At 62.0% G+C, this 16,249-nt stretch carries 7 protein-coding genes; 4 read left to right on the top strand and 3 right to left on the bottom strand.

The window, feature by feature from the left end:
- Positions 1-518 precede the first annotated feature (518 nt).
- The 3 genes from RYH74_RS07365 to RYH74_RS07375 form a co-directional block, all read right to left on the bottom strand.
- Positions 519-986, bottom strand: coding sequence for a hypothetical protein (locus RYH74_RS07365; RefSeq protein WP_317409171.1), 468 nt, complete (start codon positions 984-986; stop codon positions 519-521).
- Positions 987-1,094: 108 nt separating this feature from the next.
- Positions 1,095-1,679 (bottom strand): DUF1963 domain-containing protein, encoded by a 585-nt coding sequence (locus tag RYH74_RS07370; protein WP_075045037.1) that lies wholly within the window; start codon positions 1,677-1,679, stop codon positions 1,095-1,097.
- Positions 1,680-1,692: 13 nt separating this feature from the next.
- Entirely contained in the window at positions 1,693-6,294 is a 4,602-nt protein-coding gene (locus tag RYH74_RS07375; protein WP_317409172.1) for an RHS repeat-associated core domain-containing protein, read from the bottom strand.
- Positions 6,295-6,967: 673 nt separating this feature from the next.
- Here RYH74_RS07375 and mnxG point away from each other — a divergent pair.
- From mnxG to RYH74_RS07395, 4 genes are read left to right on the top strand one after another with little or no spacing between them, the layout of a single operon-like run.
- On the top strand, positions 6,968-12,817 hold the full coding sequence (mnxG, locus tag RYH74_RS07380) for a manganese-oxidizing multicopper oxidase MnxG (RefSeq protein ID WP_317409173.1): 5,850 nt from the start codon (positions 6,968-6,970) through the stop codon (positions 12,815-12,817).
- 20 nt (positions 12,818-12,837) lie between these two features.
- A complete protein-coding gene (locus tag RYH74_RS07385) occupies positions 12,838-14,814 on the top strand; it encodes a cytochrome D1 domain-containing protein (RefSeq protein ID WP_085588433.1) in 1,977 nt (658 codons plus the stop codon).
- The gene (locus RYH74_RS07390) at positions 14,811-15,467 is read left to right on the top strand and encodes an SCO family protein (protein ID WP_317409174.1); all 657 of its coding nucleotides are present in this window, start codon (positions 14,811-14,813) and stop codon (positions 15,465-15,467) included. Before RYH74_RS07385 ends, RYH74_RS07390 begins: the two co-directional genes overlap by 4 nt.
- Entirely contained in the window at positions 15,464-16,129 is a 666-nt protein-coding gene (locus RYH74_RS07395; protein ID WP_085665553.1) for an SCO family protein, read from the top strand. The genes RYH74_RS07390 and RYH74_RS07395 overlap by 4 nt, the downstream gene beginning before the upstream one ends.
- The last annotated feature ends 120 nt before the right edge of the window (positions 16,130-16,249 follow it).

Genomic DNA, 16,249 nt, shown 5'->3' on the forward strand with positions numbered 1-16,249 from the left:
AGGATAATTCCTAAGCGGGTTCATTCTGAAGCATTTGGTTTCATGTTCAGAAATGTCTTACAGGTGTTGGCTTTGTTGGCTGTGGGGTGTAGAGCGAGAGGTTGGAGTCAGGGCTCCCATGTGTCCGGCACCACATTTTCAGCGCCTGTGAGATCGAGCGCCGCCCGCGCGGCGCTCCGCAGCACAAGGCTGCTCCTACATCTGTTTCTGGCCAGTAACGCCTGTGCCAACGCGCGCGACCGCCTTTTTTGCCCGGCACAATATCGAGGTCGACGCGAAGGGGGCGTGCCTTTGCTTCAGGAACGGCCTTGTGTCGCGATCGGGCCACAAAGACCTCGCTGGCGGTGTTGATCAGTTTGGCCAGCTGACCCAAGGTATTTCCTCACCGCTGGCTTGAGTTGGGGGCGGCGGTACAGGAGTTTTGGTGAAATGCTATACCGCCGCCTCCGCTTGTTTTTCGCACTTTAGCGATGGACGCTGCCGTCTGGTGTTAGTTTCTGAGATGTAATGGTTCTGGGTCACTTGCTGTCATGGATATTAATTAGCTTGAATTTCTCTGAAAGCTCAAGGATTCTCTCGATGAGTGCCTCGCTATTTAGTTTGATAAGCGGCGGGAGTTCGTCGAATTTTCCAAACACATTGGCTGGAATAAGCTGTCCCTTTGATACAACTAGGCGAATGTCGGGCCTGATCTCAGATACCTGCTTCCTTGGGGGTGGCCATGCTGAGTCTTCGTTTGGGAATGGAATATTTACGACTCTTGGCCATTCACCGCTCTCCATGGGCTTTCGTATGGTCAGGACATCTTGGTAAGATGTTAGATCAGCAAAATCTGAAGCGTTTAATAGTATTTCTCTAGAGATTATGGGGAGAATTGCTATGTCGGGGTCTTGATATGCCCGGATATAGCCGTAAAGCGGCTCTCGTGTTGATAGTGGAGCCGCGAATACGTCTCCGGTGCTAATTCTAACTTTTCTCGATTTCATTTAGATTGGATGTCATAAATCTTCTATTGGTTTTCGTCGACGAGCGCATGTCTACGTCTGCGCTGTAATGGGTGTGTGGTAGTTCATTATAACTCCTATAGTAGATTGCTAAGTGGTTTGGATTATGAATGATCCGGCTGCTTGGTCTTGCTCGGTAATTTCATTTTTCAGTAGTAGATAACCTATGCCTCCAACTAGTATTCCTTTGTGTTTTGGTGTTGATTTGTTTAGTCTTGAGTTATTTATTTGGAGGATGAATTTTAAGTTTGTCTCAGCTTTTTCTTGAAGCCAAGATGGAATGCCGCCGATTTTTGCAATCCCGTTATCTGGACCATCACTTTGGGGGTTGTCGGTCACTGATATTAGGTGGCTATCAAGCGGTGGGTTAAACGTGCTTGAGTATGCTTTGCAAGGGATGTAAGCAATAACCTTTCCGCCTTCATTTAATGCTGTGTCAATATATTGGTCTGATTCGGAGTATGGTGTAAATATTGAGATTAATAGTTTTGGATTTATGGTTATCCCCTTAATATGTTCTGTAATAAAGGTGGCGGGCAGGCTTGCCAAGTGCAGCATTGGATTTCCGAATTTGTCGGTAGGCCATGGCGTGTTTTCGGGGATGTATGGTTCGCCACCAATGAACGGTAATCCAGATGATTGAGGGTGTTTGGTAAATATTAATTCTTTGAACATATAGTTTATCCTTTTACGGGCAAAAGCAGTTGCAATCTAGGAATTGCTGTGCGTTATTGCGTAGCACTCTGACGCGGGAGGCTGGAACTCCGGATGCTCTTAATGCTCCTTGCCATATATCCATCTGTCGTTTACTTGGTTTTCCATTGGAGCCGATTTGGAATTCATCGCGACCTAAGCCTAAATGAAACGATGCCAGTCGACTCTCTGCTCTATGAGCGTCGATGTGCATTGGACGCGGGATGGCGATGGAAGGATTGTTCCTGCTTCGCTTCCCTTCGGGAGTCATTCCTATTTGTTCAAGTGCTTCGTGTCGTATAAATTCGTGTGCATCTAGTTGATCTCCTCTGTTGGCGTCTAAATTTGTTAAGCTTTCGTAGGTGCCTAATTGACATTTTCGTGCTAACCCTAACGGATCTGCCCACTCCGTTGGATTAGGAGCATACATGTATATGTTTATACCGCCTAAGAAACCAATAGGATCCTTTCCAATGAAGCGCCCAAGGCGCGAATCATAGTAGCGATGTCGGTTATAGTGTAGTCCTGTTTCACTATCAAAGTATTGGCCTTGGAAATGCAGCGAGTTACAGTTCTGCAACAACTCGGCGTCGGGCTGTTTCTGGCTCGTATGTCCCCAAGCTTTATATGCCCCGTGCCACTGAACGTTTCCATCATTAGAGGTGAGTTCCATCGCAGTACCCAAATGATCACATTGATACCAGCTGAGAGCGTCGAATGGTTTCGGCATAGGCTTACGCTGCCACACGGGATCTCTGTCGATGTCATACGGGAAACTATACGCCGGCTGATGCAGCATCTCCTCAATGTGATTCATCACCCCTTGCGCGACCGGAACGAAAGTCCCCGGTTCAAACACATAGTGCGTAGTCCGCCCCTTACCATCCCGACCGCGCTGCTCGAACGCCAGCGTATCGCCGTCCCAGATGAACAGCGTCAAATCACAGCCCAGCTTTTCATCCAGCGCTCGCCGCGCATTCTCGTTCCAGACCGGCCCAGCTTGTATCCGTTTGCGGTACTTCGAGCGCGAGTCCTTGTACACTCGGCGGCCTAACGCGTCATACCCGAACTCGACAACCAGCCGCTCATCCTCGTAGCGCCGCAGCCGGTCATACAGGTCCCAGGTAAACTTGCCTGTCTTGCCGTTCTCAATCCGCTCCTGCAGGTTGCCGCGCTCGTCGTACCGATACTGCGTGCCGCAGTAGCTGCGCAGCACGTTGTCCATCAGCTTGTGCGGCGAGTGCGGATTAGGATTGGGTGGTGCCTCGGGGTCCAGCAGGTTGCTCGCCGGGTCGAAGGCGAAGGTTTCCTTCTCGTAGTTGCGGCTGGCTTCAAGCAAACGGCCAACCGGGTCGTAGCGATAGTGCAGGTCGCCACGGTTGAGGTCGTCGATGTGGCACAGCTGGCCGGCTTCGTCGTAGCGGTAGCTGCGCGCCGCGATGCGTCTGGATTCACCTTGGCGAGCCAGTGTCTGCTCCAGCAACTGGCCATTCGGGCTCCAGGTCTGACGCTGGACCAGGCCATTGCCTTGCACGCGGCCGATCTCCCGGTGCAGATCATCTCGCTCGTAGCTGATCAGCTCCTGGTCATCGAGCTTGAGCGCAAGCAGGTGGCCGCTGCCGTAGGTCAGCCAACTGACCCGATGCCCATCGGGGCGGGTGGTGGCGATGCGTTGGTTGAGGGTGTCGTACTCATGCCTGAACACGGCAACCTGTGGCTTGACCAGATAATCCAGCCACTGATGCTCGCGCGTGTTGTTGCCGGCAGCATCGTAGAACCATTGCAGCCTGCAGGCCTCATTGTTGGCCGCCAGCAGGTTGCCATTGCCGTCATAGGCAAAGGTTTCAACCTCCCACTTGTCACCGCCACGCCGAGCGGCCTTGCGCTGGATGAGCCGGCCCATGGGGTCGTACTCGAAGTGCATGGTCCTGTCGCCATCCACGCGGCGGGTGGGCAGGTTGCTGCCGTTGTCGTAGAGGTAGTGAGTGGTCTCTTTGTCGAAGCCGGTTTCCTTGAGCAGCCGCCCGACGGGGTCATATTTGAAGCTGGCTTCGCTGTTGTTCTCGTTGCGCAGGCGTACCAGTTGGCCGAGCTTGTCCCAGTGGTAGGTGAGGGTGGTGTCGTTGGCGTTGTGGCGCTGGTGAATCAACCCTGCTTCGTTGTAGGTCCAGGCGGTTCGGCGATACAGGGCGTCGGTATGGCTGAGCAAGCGGCCTTCGGCATCACGTTCGAAGCGTTCGGTGGTCTTGTCCGGGTGGATGAGCAACACCAGCTGACCTGCTTCGTATTGGTATTCGGTAACCTCGCCGGCGGCGTTGATCAGTTTGGCCAGTTGCCCCAACGCGTTGTATTTCCACTGCGTGGTCTTGCCTGAGCAATCGGTGTAGCTCGTCAGCTGGCCATCAGGGTTATAGGCCAACTTCTTCTCACCGCCGTTGGCGTCGGTGATGGCGATGGGCAGGTTGTCGCTGTTGTAGGTATAGAGGGTCTTGTTCTCCAGTGGGTCCTGGGTTTCGATGATGTTGCCGCGCTGGTCGTAATCGTACTTCCACAGGCCGCCCTCGGCATCGCGGGTCTTGAAGCGCTGGTCCAGGTCGTCGTAGGCGTGGTGGACGGTCGTGTAGTCCGGGCGTGTGTGCTGCAGCAGATTGCCGCGATTGTCATAGACGTAGTGATCAGCGGTGCCATCAGGATGAACATGCTGGGTAACGTTCTTGTCCCTGTCACGGTACAGCCATTCTTCGTCACCATTCGGGTGGATGATGCGGTAGGTGTAACCCAAGCTGTCGTAGAAGTGCCGGGTCTGGTTGCCGTTGGCATCGGTCACGCAGGTCAGGCGAATATCTGGGTCCCAGTTCAATCGGGTATCCAGGCTGCCGTCGTCGGCCCACTCGCGGATGGCCTTGGCGTCGGAGCCTTCGCCGACCCATTCAAGGTTCATGCCCCGGCCCGTACGGTCGGTGTAGCGGGTGATCAAGTGATGGGCGTACTGGTAGGTCCATTGCGCGCCAGTTTCGTCACGCGCACTGCACAGGTCGCCCTGGGCATCGAATTCATAGCCAGCGACTTGACGCTCTGGCTGGCCATCACGCATCAACCACAGGGCGACGATCCGGCCGTGATCGTCCAGTTGCGTGTGGATGTGCTGATGGGCGGTTTCGTACTGGTAGGTCACCAGGTCGGACAGCACAGAACGGTCGGCATGGCGGTGCTCATAGAACAGTGCGATGCGTGCACCGCCCTGCTGCGAGATCAGCTCCAGCCGGAACTGGTCACCGTCGCGCACGTACACCTCATGCATCACATGCCCGCGTGCCAGCACCAGCTTGTCAGCCTCTGGTCGTCCGACCCACAGGTTTTCGATCGGGTCGTGGTGATGCTTGCTGACATCAGGCAAGGGGTAGTGCTGGCTACGGCCATCGATGCCGTGGTACACGAGCGTGTCCCCGGCCAGGTCGAAGCGGCTGGAGAACGGCGTGATCCAGCGGGCGCCGAACGGGCTATGGTCGTAGGCGCCTAGAGTCGAGCGATAGGTTCTGTTCCAGTTGATGGGAAACGCGCCGGGTAGCGCGAAGTCCGTGTGGCTGATCGTTTCGCTGCCCAGGGCAAAACTGATGCTGCATCCTGTGCCGCCGGCAACCCCGGCTTTGCGGCAGTTGGGGTCGGCACGGGCAGGGCGTTGCCGCGGGGCTGCTTCGGTGCCGTTTTGTGGGTGAACGCGCCGCACTTGGGTGACCCTGCCGTCGGCATTCACGTTGGCCCGCATCACTACAGGCTTGCGCTTGCTCAGGGCCAGCTTCAACGCATCCAGGATCGCCGCCAGGCTGCCTGGGGTGGCCTTGCTGCCGATCTGGGCGATCTTGTTGCCTGCCATTCGGCCGAGGCTTTCCAGGCTGAGCGCAATGGGTTCGAGCAGTGCCAGCAGTTTTGGGTCCGGCCCCAGGCCAAGCTGGTCTCTGCTCAAGCCGTAGCCGGTTTTGCGTTTGGCATAATCGGAGGCTTCGGCAACCAGGCGTAACCCCGGGAAGATAACGGTCAGGGCAGTGCTTTTGACGGTGCCGTCTGCGGCCGAGCGGATAAGGTCTGCGAGGAACTGGCAGATATCCACGACCTTCTGCGCAAAGCTGGCCAGGATGGTTTGTAACTGCCGGTCGATTTCCTTGACGAAGTTTTCCAGGTCGCCCCGGCAGACGTCGGCGAGGGCGTTTTCCATCGCGATCAGCAGGGCTTGGGCCATGCCGTCCTTGGAGGAAGCCCTCGCGGACTTCAACACCGGCCGCATCACTTTGCGAGCGGGACTCATGCCGGGTATCGGTGCAATGGCGAACAGGTTGATGCCAAGGCCAACCCAGTTGAACAGGTCGGCCCGGTATTCCGGAGTGCCCTGGACAAGGCTGATGATGTCCCCGATGGCGTCGGTGGCGGCGAATACCGAACCGGCGACGGGCAATACCTCCGCGACGGTGATGACGGTGCGCCAGTTGACCAGATGGCCGGTGAGGTCGGTCAGCCATTGCGCCAGCAGTTCGGTGCTGGCGCCGACATCGTCCTGGTCGAAGGTCTCGGTGGGGGCGACGACGCCGGAGCATTTATCCATGGCGGGTACCCCAGGTGACGGGATGAATCATCCAGGCTGGAGTGAGGGTATTTGGGGTAACGCCTAGAGTGTGTTGTGCGCTCATTAGTGTTCCTGCTGTTCATTCCATCGGGCAGGTGAACGCCGGCATGCAGCCTCCTGGCGCATGCGGGCAGGTGTGGTGAATTGCACGGGGTGCAAGCACCGGACACTAACGAGGCAAGGGTTCCGGGTCGCTAGTCCGGCTTCCGAAAAATGTGTAGGAAAGTTCGACTCGTGGCGTTACAGGGTGTTGGGGATGTAATAAGTGGTCACAGGCAGGCCTTTGAACCGAGCGACGTGATGGATGGCACCGGCTGCGCCGGTGTTCGCGGGTGAACCCGCTCCCACATCGACCGTATCGGTTTCAAGCCATGTGCAGTAACTGTGGGAGCTGGCTTGCCTGCGATGAGGCCAGTACGGGTAGCGACTTGTTGGCTGCAAAGCGCCGCCCGCGCGGCGCTCGATCTCACAGGCGCTGAAAATCTTGTGACGAACACCTGCAACCCACCCCCCGTTTCGGGGAAAACCGCTGGGGAATCCTCCCCAACCTGTTTCGTTTGCCGCTGCAACCAACTGAAAACAAAAGCAATCCGCTCCTGGCATACACCTTGCTCCAGCTCCACGCAGAGATCCTGTGTCCCGGAGGTGCAGCATGTCTATGCCACTCAAAGGCCCCATCCTGTCATCACTCGTTCTGGCCTTGCTCGGCTGGGAGTCGACCAGCGAAGCCGCCGTGCAGTGCCAGCGCACCCTGGTCGCCAACGTGGTGGCGCTGGACCAGCCACTGATGTTCAACCGCCTTGGCGCGCAAAACGCCAACGGCATGATTTTCGCCCTGCGCGAGGATGTGGTGGACGACAAGATGGTCCCCCTCAGCAGCGGTGGGGCGGCAGTACCGGGCAAGGTCACCCTGCGCCCGGACAAGCGCCCGCGGCCCATCGTGCTGCGGGTGGCCGCCGGTGAATGCCTTACCGTCAACCTGACCAACCTGCTCGACTACAAGGCCAACCCCAACAAGCACGGCATCGAGGCTGAAGAGGCTGAGGGCGAAGAGGAGGGGCCGGAGCTCGAAAACGAAGCCGCCGAAGGCTTCGTCGCCGACGAGCAGGTGGCCGAACGCATGGTCGGCTTCCAGGTCAACGGCATGCAGGCGGTCAACAGCATCGCCGACATTTCTGCCTATACCGGGCGTAACGGCAACTTCTTCGTCAGCCCCGGCAGCACCCGCAGTTATACCTTGTACGCCGAACGCGAAGGCGCTTTCGCCGCTACCAGCAAGGCCGCCACCTTCGGCGGCGAGGGTACTGCGGGCAACGTTGCCAACGGCCTGTTCGGCCAGGTAGTGGTGGTGCCCAAGCTCGGCCGCACCTACCGCAATACCCTCACCGAAGAAGAAATGCGCCTGGCCACCACCGGCCGTACCGCCACCGGCCAGCCGGTGATCGACTACGAAGCCCGCTACCCGCAAATGCAACCCTGGATCGCCGAAGGCAAGGCCGGCAAGCCGATCATTGCCATGGTCGACGGCAACCAGATCATCAACAGCGAAACCGATGCCATCGTCATGGGCCCCAACCCCGATGGCAGCTTCCCCAAATCCACCTACCCGCTGGAAAGCCTGGGCAAGCGCAACCCGGCGCTGCCCAACCGCCTGGAGGCGTTCCGTGACTTCGCCTCGCAGTTCGCCGACGAGGTCGCCGGCACCCAGGCCTTCCCTGGCTACTGGGCCGACCCGGTGATGGGCCACGTACTGGAACCCACCCGCGACTCGTTCATGATCAACTACGGTTCCGGTGGCATGGGCGCCGAAGTGGTGGCCAACCGCCTGGGCGTGGGGCCGATGCACGACTGCCTGTCGTGCGCCTATGAGGAGTTCTTCCTCAGTGCCCACACTGTCGGTGACGTCGGTACGCTGGTGGACGTGCCGGCCAACGTCGGCCTGGAGCACATCCGCCCTGGCGAGGTACCACCGGCCAGCGCTGTCGGGGTCAAGGCCAGCATGGCCCTGTTCCCGGCGGAACCGGCCAACGTGCACCACAGCTACATCGGTGACTTCACCAAGTTCCGCAACACCCACAACGGCCATGAACAGCACATCTTCCACCTGCACGGCCACCAGTGGCTGTTCAACCCCAATGACGACAATTCCGACTACATCGATGCCCAGGGCATCGGCGCGGGGGTCGGCTACACCTACGAAATCGCCAACGGCGGTTCGGGCAACCGCAACCGAGTGGCAGGCGATGCCATCTACCATTGCCACTTCTACCCGCACTTCGCCCAGGGCATGTGGGCCATGTGGCGGGTGCACGACGTGTTCGAGGAAGGCACCCGCCTCGAGGTGAGCGGGCAGGGCGAGAACGGCTTCCACAACACCCCGTTCGCCCTGCGCAGCGGCAAGCCGGCGGTTGGCGCCCGGGCCCTGCCCGATGGCGAGATCGTTGCCGGCACGCCGATCCCGGCCATCGTGCCGCTGCCCGGCAAGGCCATGGCGCCGATGCCAGGCAAGGTGGTGGTGGTACCGAAGCTGTCCGAAGCGCTGGTTGTCGCCAACGATGATGACGACGAGCCCGAGGAAGAAGAGGATGAGGAGCCAGCCAACCAGGCGCCGGTTCGCAAGGCCATCGGCTCGCTGGCGCTGGTCGACCGCAGCGACGCCAACCGCAACGCCGACGGCACCTTGAAGAACCCTGGCTATCCGTTCTGGATCGGCGGCATGGAAAGCAGCGTGGGCAACCGCCCACCAACCCCGCCACTGGACATGCTCGACCCGGCCATGGCACGCCAGCTCAAGGAAAGCGGCAAGGCACTGTGGGCCAACCTCGACCCGAACCAGGTCGATGGCTGGGACGGCGGCCTGGGGCGCCACGCGCTGGACGGCGTATCCGCCGGCGGCGAGGCCGAAACCACCACCACCAAGCTCGATTTCACCAAGGTGGTACACAAGGCCAAGCCGATCTACCTGCCCGAAGAGGGCACCGATGTCGAGCAGGCGGCCATGCAGTTCCACGCCCTGGCCGAACACCCAAGCTTCGCCCTGATCCCCGGCAGCCAGCCGGTGGCCAAGGCGTTCCGCACCAACGGCGCCTTGCCGACTGCCGGCGCGCCGTTCTACGAGCCGTGCATGGATGACCGGGGCAAACGCCTGACCCAGTCTTCCGGGGTAGGCGAGTACTTCAGCGGCGAAAGCCTTTCGGGCCTGAACTTCCGTGGCGCCTCGGCCTTCACCGCCGACCGCCCACGCATCTACAAGGGCGCCAACATCCAGTTCGACGCGGTGTACAACAAGGTCGGCTACCACTTCCCGCAGGCCCGCATCATCGCCCTGTGGGAAGACGCCTGGCCGGTGATCACCAAGCAGCGCCCGCCAGAGCCGCTGGTGATGCGCATGAACACCTTCGACTGCACCATGTACCAGCACACCAACCTGATCCCGAACATCTATGAGATGGACGACTACCAGGTGCGCACCCCGACCGATGTGATCGGCCAGCACATCCACCTGCCCAAGTGGGACCTGACCGCCGCCGACGGCTCGGCCAACGGCTGGAACTACGAAGACGGCATCCTCTCGCCCGGCAGCGTGGTCGAGCGGGTGCAGGCCATTCGTGCCTACAACGGCTGCACCCAGGGCGATAGCCGCGACGGCAGCGCCGCCTGCCCGCAAGCCCGGCAGCACCCGTACTTCGGCCGCTTCGGCCGGGCCGACTGGCTGGGCGCACGCACGGCCATGCAGCGCTGGTTCGCCGACCCACTGGTGAACGTGTACAACGTCGACCGTGGCCTGGGCACCATCTTCACCCACGACCACCTCGGCCCATCGACCCACCAACAGCTTGGGCTGTATGCCACCGTGCTGGCCGAACCGGCCAACTCCACCTGGTACCACGCCGAAACCGGCGAGAAGCTTTACAACCCGGCCACGCGCCAGGACGGTGGCCCGACCTCGTGGCAGGCGGTGATCCACACCGGTGACCACGATGGCGACGGCAAGAACGACAGCTACCGCGAGTTCTTCCTGGAATACAGCGACTTCCAGCACGCCTATGAGGCTGGTGTGTACGTCGGCGCCGGGCCGGACGGCATCCCCAATGCCCAGTCGTACCCGGCCACCGCCGACAGCTTCCGCTACGCCATCAACCCGCCGGTGCGCGGCAAGGCGTCGAACCTGCTGGAGGCCATCGTCGAGGAGCGCGGCGGCATCAACCCCGGTTGCCCAAGCCGGCCCTGCCCGCAGGCGATCTCGGTGGATGACCCGGGCATGTTCGTCGTCAACTACCGCAACGAGCCCCTGGCCCTGCGTGTGTACGACCCGAACAAGGTCGGCCCGGACGGCAAGCGTGGCATGCAGGCTGACGGCCTGGCCGGCGACCTGAGCTACGCCTTGCAAACCCGTACCGACCGCGCCATCCCGGCACTGAACCTGGCGCCCTCGGCGATCACCTCGGCGGTCGGCCCCACCGGTGGTACCACGCTGTTCCCGCCGCACATCAATGTGGCCGGCAGCGAACCAGGTGACCCGTTTACCCCGATGCTGCGCACCTACTCCGGTGACAACGTACGCCTGCGCATGCACGCCGGTGGCCATGAAGAGGAGCACAACATCACCTTGCATGGCGTGAAGTGGCTGCAGAATGGCACCGGCTACGGCAACAGCTCCAACTCGGGCTGGAAGGCATCGCAGATGATCGGTATTTCCGAGCAACTGGGCTTCATGGCGCCGGTGTCGATGATCTCCAGTTCGGCGGCCACCAACGGTGACTACCTGTATTCCCTGGACGCGGCCCTGGAGGGCTACTGGAACGGCATCTGGGGCATCATGCGCAACTACACCGCGCAGCGTGCCGACCTGTTCCCGCTGCCCAACAACCCGCAGCCGGTGGCCATGCGCAACACCGTCAACTTCGACGGCATCTGCCCGAAAACCACGGCCAACCCCAACGGCATCGGCAGCCGCCCCACGGTCAAGCGCAGCTACGAAATCGTCGCGGCACTGGCCAACGACATCCTCGAGAACCGCAACGGCGTCAGCATCAACGACCCGGCCGGTGTCGGCCAGCATGTCGGCGGCCCGCTCAAGGCCAACGGCGGCACCCTGGTGTTCAACAGCCGCAAGACCGCCATACCGCTGGTCAGTGGGGTAGACCCCGAAGATGGGGAACCCTTCACCATCGGTGGCCACAGCGCGCCGCTGCACGACCCGACCGCGATCCTGTACGTGCGCAAGGCCGACCTGGACGCCATCACCGGCAAGCTCAAGGCGGGCGTGCCCGTGGAGCCGCTGGTGCTGCGCGCCAACGCCGGCGAGTGCATCAGCATCACCCTGGAAAACCGCCTGCCACTGGTGATGCCGGACCTGCCCAGCACTGCGGTGATGCACAACGTGGTCAAGCGTGACCGCTTCGACAGCGAGGGTGCCACCGCCTTTGCCAACAACCTGATGCGGCCGTCCAGCCACGTGGGCCTGCATGCCCAGCTGCTGGCCTACGACATCACCAAGTCCGACGGCGCCAACGTCGGCCTCAACCCGGTGCAGACCGTGGCCCCGCGTGCCGGCACCAGTGGCGCCTGGCCGACCCGTACCTACCAGTACTATGCCGGCCACCTGGAGCGTGAAGGCAAGCCGGTGTCGCAACTGGGCCGCACGGTGGACAACATCAACACCACGGCCATCGAGTTCGGCGGCCTCAACCTGACCCCGTCGGACTTCATCAAGCAGCCGCAGAAAGGCCTGGTGGGTGCCATGAGCATCCTGCCGCAGACCGCCACCTGGACCGAGGACAGCGCAACACGGGCCCAGGCCACGGTCAAGGTCACCGGCCAGCCGGACTACCGCGACTTCGTCACGGTCTGGCAGCGTGCGCTGAACATGCGCTGGGCCGACGGCCGCCCGGTGGAGGGCATCAATACCGAAGGCAACGGCGCCGCCGGCGACCCGCAGGACAACGGCAACATGGCGGTCAACTACAAGACCGAGCCCCTGTGGCTGCGCTTCGGCATGGCCCCCGACTCACCCTTCGGCCGCGCCGCCGGCCTGGGCTTTGGCGATGTGCCCAACGCCCACATGGCCTACGCCAACGCCCTGGTCGGCGGCGATCCGCAAACCCCGGTGCTGTACGCCAAGCCCGGCCAGCCAGTGCGCAACCATATCGTGATGCCCAGTGGCGGCAGCCGCGGCATGGTCTACCAGCTGGATGGCCACTTGTGGCCGCTGCACAACTACCAGGCCGAGAAGAGCGACGAGTACGGCTACCCGATGTGGCAGCCCGGCATCGGCTCGGTGCGCTTCGGCTACAACCCGATGGCCATGTACATCGGTGCCCAGGAAAGCGTGCTGCCAGCCGCGCACTTCAGCTTCATGCTGCCCAGTGCCGGCGGCGCCAACGCGGTGGCGGGTGACTACCTGTTCCGCGACTACGCCGCCTACGGCAACCTTTCGGGGCTGTGGGGGATCTTGCGGGTGACCAATGAAGCGCCGCCGGCAACGGCACCGGCGCAGTGACGGTAAATGGGGGCGCGAACATGAACAAGAAAACCCGCCTTGCATACATGGGGGTAGCACTGGGGGCTGTGCTGATCGGCCTGGGTGTGGCCTATGAAAGCCTCTGGTGCGATCCGCGCGAGTATTTGCAGGGCTCTGACGACCCGCAGGCCCCGCACCGGCTCAGCCGCGACGGCGTGACCGTGGAGTTCGAGGCCCGGCCGCTGGCGGGGGGCGAGCTGCAGGAGGGCAGCTTCGCCAACATCCGTTTCAAGGTCAGCGACCAGGCCAGTGGCCAGCCGCTGTCGGGCATGGCCCCGGGGGCGTGGATCGACCCGACGCAGTCGGCCCCGGAGGGCGACCGCGACCAGAGCTGCAAGGCCCGTGTCGCGCTGTTCCTCAAAAGCAGTATCGGCGCCCGGCCGTTGCTCGACTTGAACAGCTACTTCCTGTTGATGATGAACAAGGACGCCAGCCTGACGGTGATCGACCCGACCGTTTCGGTTGGCGGCGTGACCAGTACCATGGCCCGCATCGACCTGCCTGGGCGGCCCATGGACTGGGTGGCCACCGGTGACGACAAGCTGGTGTTCGTGTCCATCCCGGAGCGCGGCAAAGTCTCGGTGATCGACACCGAAACCTTCACCCGCGTGGCCGACCTGAACGCTGGCGACCAGCCCCTGCGCGTGGCCCTGCAGCCGGACCAGCACCGGTTGTGGGTAGGCAACAACAGCAGCGATCCGGCCAAGGGCGGGGTAACGGTGATCGATGTACCGGGGCGCAACACCCTGAAAACTTTCAACACCGGCGGCGGGCACCACGAAATCGCCTTCAGTGCCGACTCGCGCTACGCCTATGTCAGCAACCGCGACAGCGGCACCCTGAGTGTCATCGACATCCCGGAAATGCGCCTGGCCAAGACCATCAAGGTTGGCCCGCACCCGCTGTCGGTCAGTTATTCGGCGTTGTCCCAAGCGGTGTACGTGGTCGATGGCGAGGAGGGCAGCGTGCGCGTGTTCGATGCCCGCAACCACCAGCTGCGCCACACGGTCCAGGCCGCCCAGGGCCTGGGGCCAATGCGCTTCAGCAGCGATGGCCGCTACGGCATCGTGCTCAACACCCTGGAGAACCAGGCCCTGGTGATCGACGCCAGTACCGACAAGCTGATCCACCAGATCCCGGTGGCGGCCGAGCCGTACCAGCTGACCTTCACCAAGGGCTATGCCTACGTGCGCGGCCTGGCTTCGCCGAAGGTGAGCATGATCAACCTGGCCAGCCTGGGCGAAGGGCGTTCGCCGATCATCCAGGGCTTCGAGGCCGGCCCGGCGGCGCCACGCCAGGCCGGTGACCTGCCGCTGGCCCAGGGGCTGTCGGTGTCGCGTGACGACAATTCGGTGTTCGTGGTCAATCCGGTGGACAACACCACCTACTTCTACGCCGAAGGCATGAACGCACCGATGTCCGGCTACAACAACCGTGGCCACCAGGCCCGCGCCGCCATCGTCGTCGACCGCAGCCTGCGCGAACTGGCGCCGGGCGTGTACGGCTCGACGGTGAAGATGCCCGCCGCCGGCAAGTTCGACGTGGCCTTCCTGCTCAACCAGCCGCAGATCATCCACTGCTTCAGCACCGACGTGGCCGCAGCGCCGAATGCCGGCAAGCGCAAGGGCGCCCACGCCGAGTTCATCGGCCTGGACCGGCCGTTGTCGCAGCACAGCGCCGTTACCGCGCGGGTGCGCATCGTCGGCGACGACGGCCAGCCGCGCCTGGGCCTGAGCGACCTGAGCCTGCGCTACTTCCTGGCGCCTTCGTCCATGCCGCAAAACCTGCAACTGGAGGAGGTGGGCGAGGGCATCTATCAGGCAGCCCTGACCCTGCCTGAAGCCGGCGCCTGGTACCTGCACGTGCAGTCGCCGTCGCTGGGGCGCAGGTTCGCCGAGGAAAACTACACCAGCCTGCGCGTCCTGCCGGCCGCAACGTCCACCGTTTCCGAGAATGACGTGAGGAGTCTGCGATGAACGCCAAGCATGCTTGCAAACTGTTGGCCCTGAGCCTGGCTTTGGCCGGCAACCTGGCTCTGGCCCATGGTGGCCACGATCACAACGGCCACGCCGAACAGCCGCCGGCGGCGCGCCAGGAAAAGGCCAGCGTGCGCTTTGCCGATGTCTCGCTGCTGAACCAGGACGGTATGCCGGTACGCCTGGAAAAAGACCTGGTGGGTGACCACCTGGTGGTCATGGGCTTCATCTACACCAGCTGCACCACGGTGTGCCCGGTGGTGTCGTCGATCATGGGCAAGGTCCAGCAGCAACTGGGTGGCCGGGTAGGGCAAGACATTCATCTGGTGTCGATCAGCGTCGACCCGCAACGTGACGACGCCAGGCGCCTGCAGGACTACGCCAAGGCCTTCCAGAAGGGGCCGGGCTGGAGCTGGTTGACCGGCACGCCGTACGCCATCAGCGAAACCCTCAAGGGCCTGGGCAGCTTCAGCGCCGATCTCAGGCAGCACCCGCCGCTGATCTTGGTGGGTGACGGGCGCACCGGGCACTGGACGCGCTACTACGGGTTCACCGACCCGGCAGTGCTGATCGACGAAATCAACCGCCTCGGCGCCCGCCGGGTGCATGCCAAGAGCACGGCCATTGCCGACCATCACGAGGTGCAACCATGAGCCAGGTAAGCAACCGCCGCGTTGCCATGCGCGGTTTTGACTGGCTGGTGCTGGGTGGCTGCCTGTGGATCCTCGCCTCGGTGGCGTTCGCCCATGAAGGCCATGCCCCGCAGGCGCCAGAACCGCAGCCGGCCCCGCAGGCGATGACCAGTGGCGGCGGCACCCGCGATGCCCAGACCTGGTTCACCGACACTGTGCTCAAGGACCAGAACGGCCGCGAGCTGCGCTTCTACAGCGATGTGCTCAAGGACAAGGTGGTGATGCTCAACGTGATCTTCACCCACTGCACCGACGCCTGCCCGCTGATTACCCGCAAGTTGCGTGAAGTGCGCGAGACCATGGGGCCGCAGCTGGCCAGCCAGGTGACCTTCGTGTCGATCAGCAGCGACCCGCTCAACGACACCCCCGAAGTGCTCAAGGCGTTTGCCGAGAAGCAGGGCGTGGATGGGCCCAACTGGGTGTTCCTGACGGGTGACAAGGCCAATGTCGACCTGGTGCTCGGCCGCATCGGCCAGTTTCTGCCCAGCCCCGAGCAGCATTCGACACAGCTGATTGCCGGCGACGTGGCCGGCAAGCGCTGGAGCAAGATCCGCCCGGATGCGCCGCCTGCGGCGATTGCCCAGCGCATGCAGTTGCTGGCACTGCCTTTGGCAGGGCGGTGAGCATCATGAATGCCTTGGTGGCCTTGTGCTGTTGCTGCCGGCCTCATCGCCGGCAAGCCGGCTCCCACAGGTATGACACTGCCTTCAGGCACGCTGCGATCTGTGTGGGAGCTGGCTTGC

It is taken from the genome of Pseudomonas sp. LSJ-87 (genome assembly GCF_032971465.1).
GTDB classification, from domain to species: domain Bacteria; phylum Pseudomonadota; class Gammaproteobacteria; order Pseudomonadales; family Pseudomonadaceae; genus Aquipseudomonas; species Aquipseudomonas putida_Z.

Coding starts and splice junctions, on each gene's coding strand:
- RYH74_RS07365 (WP_317409171.1), bottom strand. CDS start 986: ATGAAATCGAGAAAAGTTAGAATTAGCACCGGAGACGTATTCGCGGCT.
- RYH74_RS07385 (WP_085588433.1), top strand. CDS start 12,838: ATGAACAAGAAAACCCGCCTTGCATACATGGGGGTAGCACTGGGGGCT.
- RYH74_RS07375 (WP_317409172.1), bottom strand. CDS start 6,294: ATGGATAAATGCTCCGGCGTCGTCGCCCCCACCGAGACCTTCGACCAG.
- mnxG (WP_317409173.1), top strand. CDS start 6,968: ATGTCTATGCCACTCAAAGGCCCCATCCTGTCATCACTCGTTCTGGCC.
- RYH74_RS07390 (WP_317409174.1), top strand. CDS start 14,811: ATGAACGCCAAGCATGCTTGCAAACTGTTGGCCCTGAGCCTGGCTTTG.
- RYH74_RS07370 (WP_075045037.1), bottom strand. CDS start 1,679: ATGTTCAAAGAATTAATATTTACCAAACACCCTCAATCATCTGGATTA.
- RYH74_RS07395 (WP_085665553.1), top strand. CDS start 15,464: ATGAGCCAGGTAAGCAACCGCCGCGTTGCCATGCGCGGTTTTGACTGG.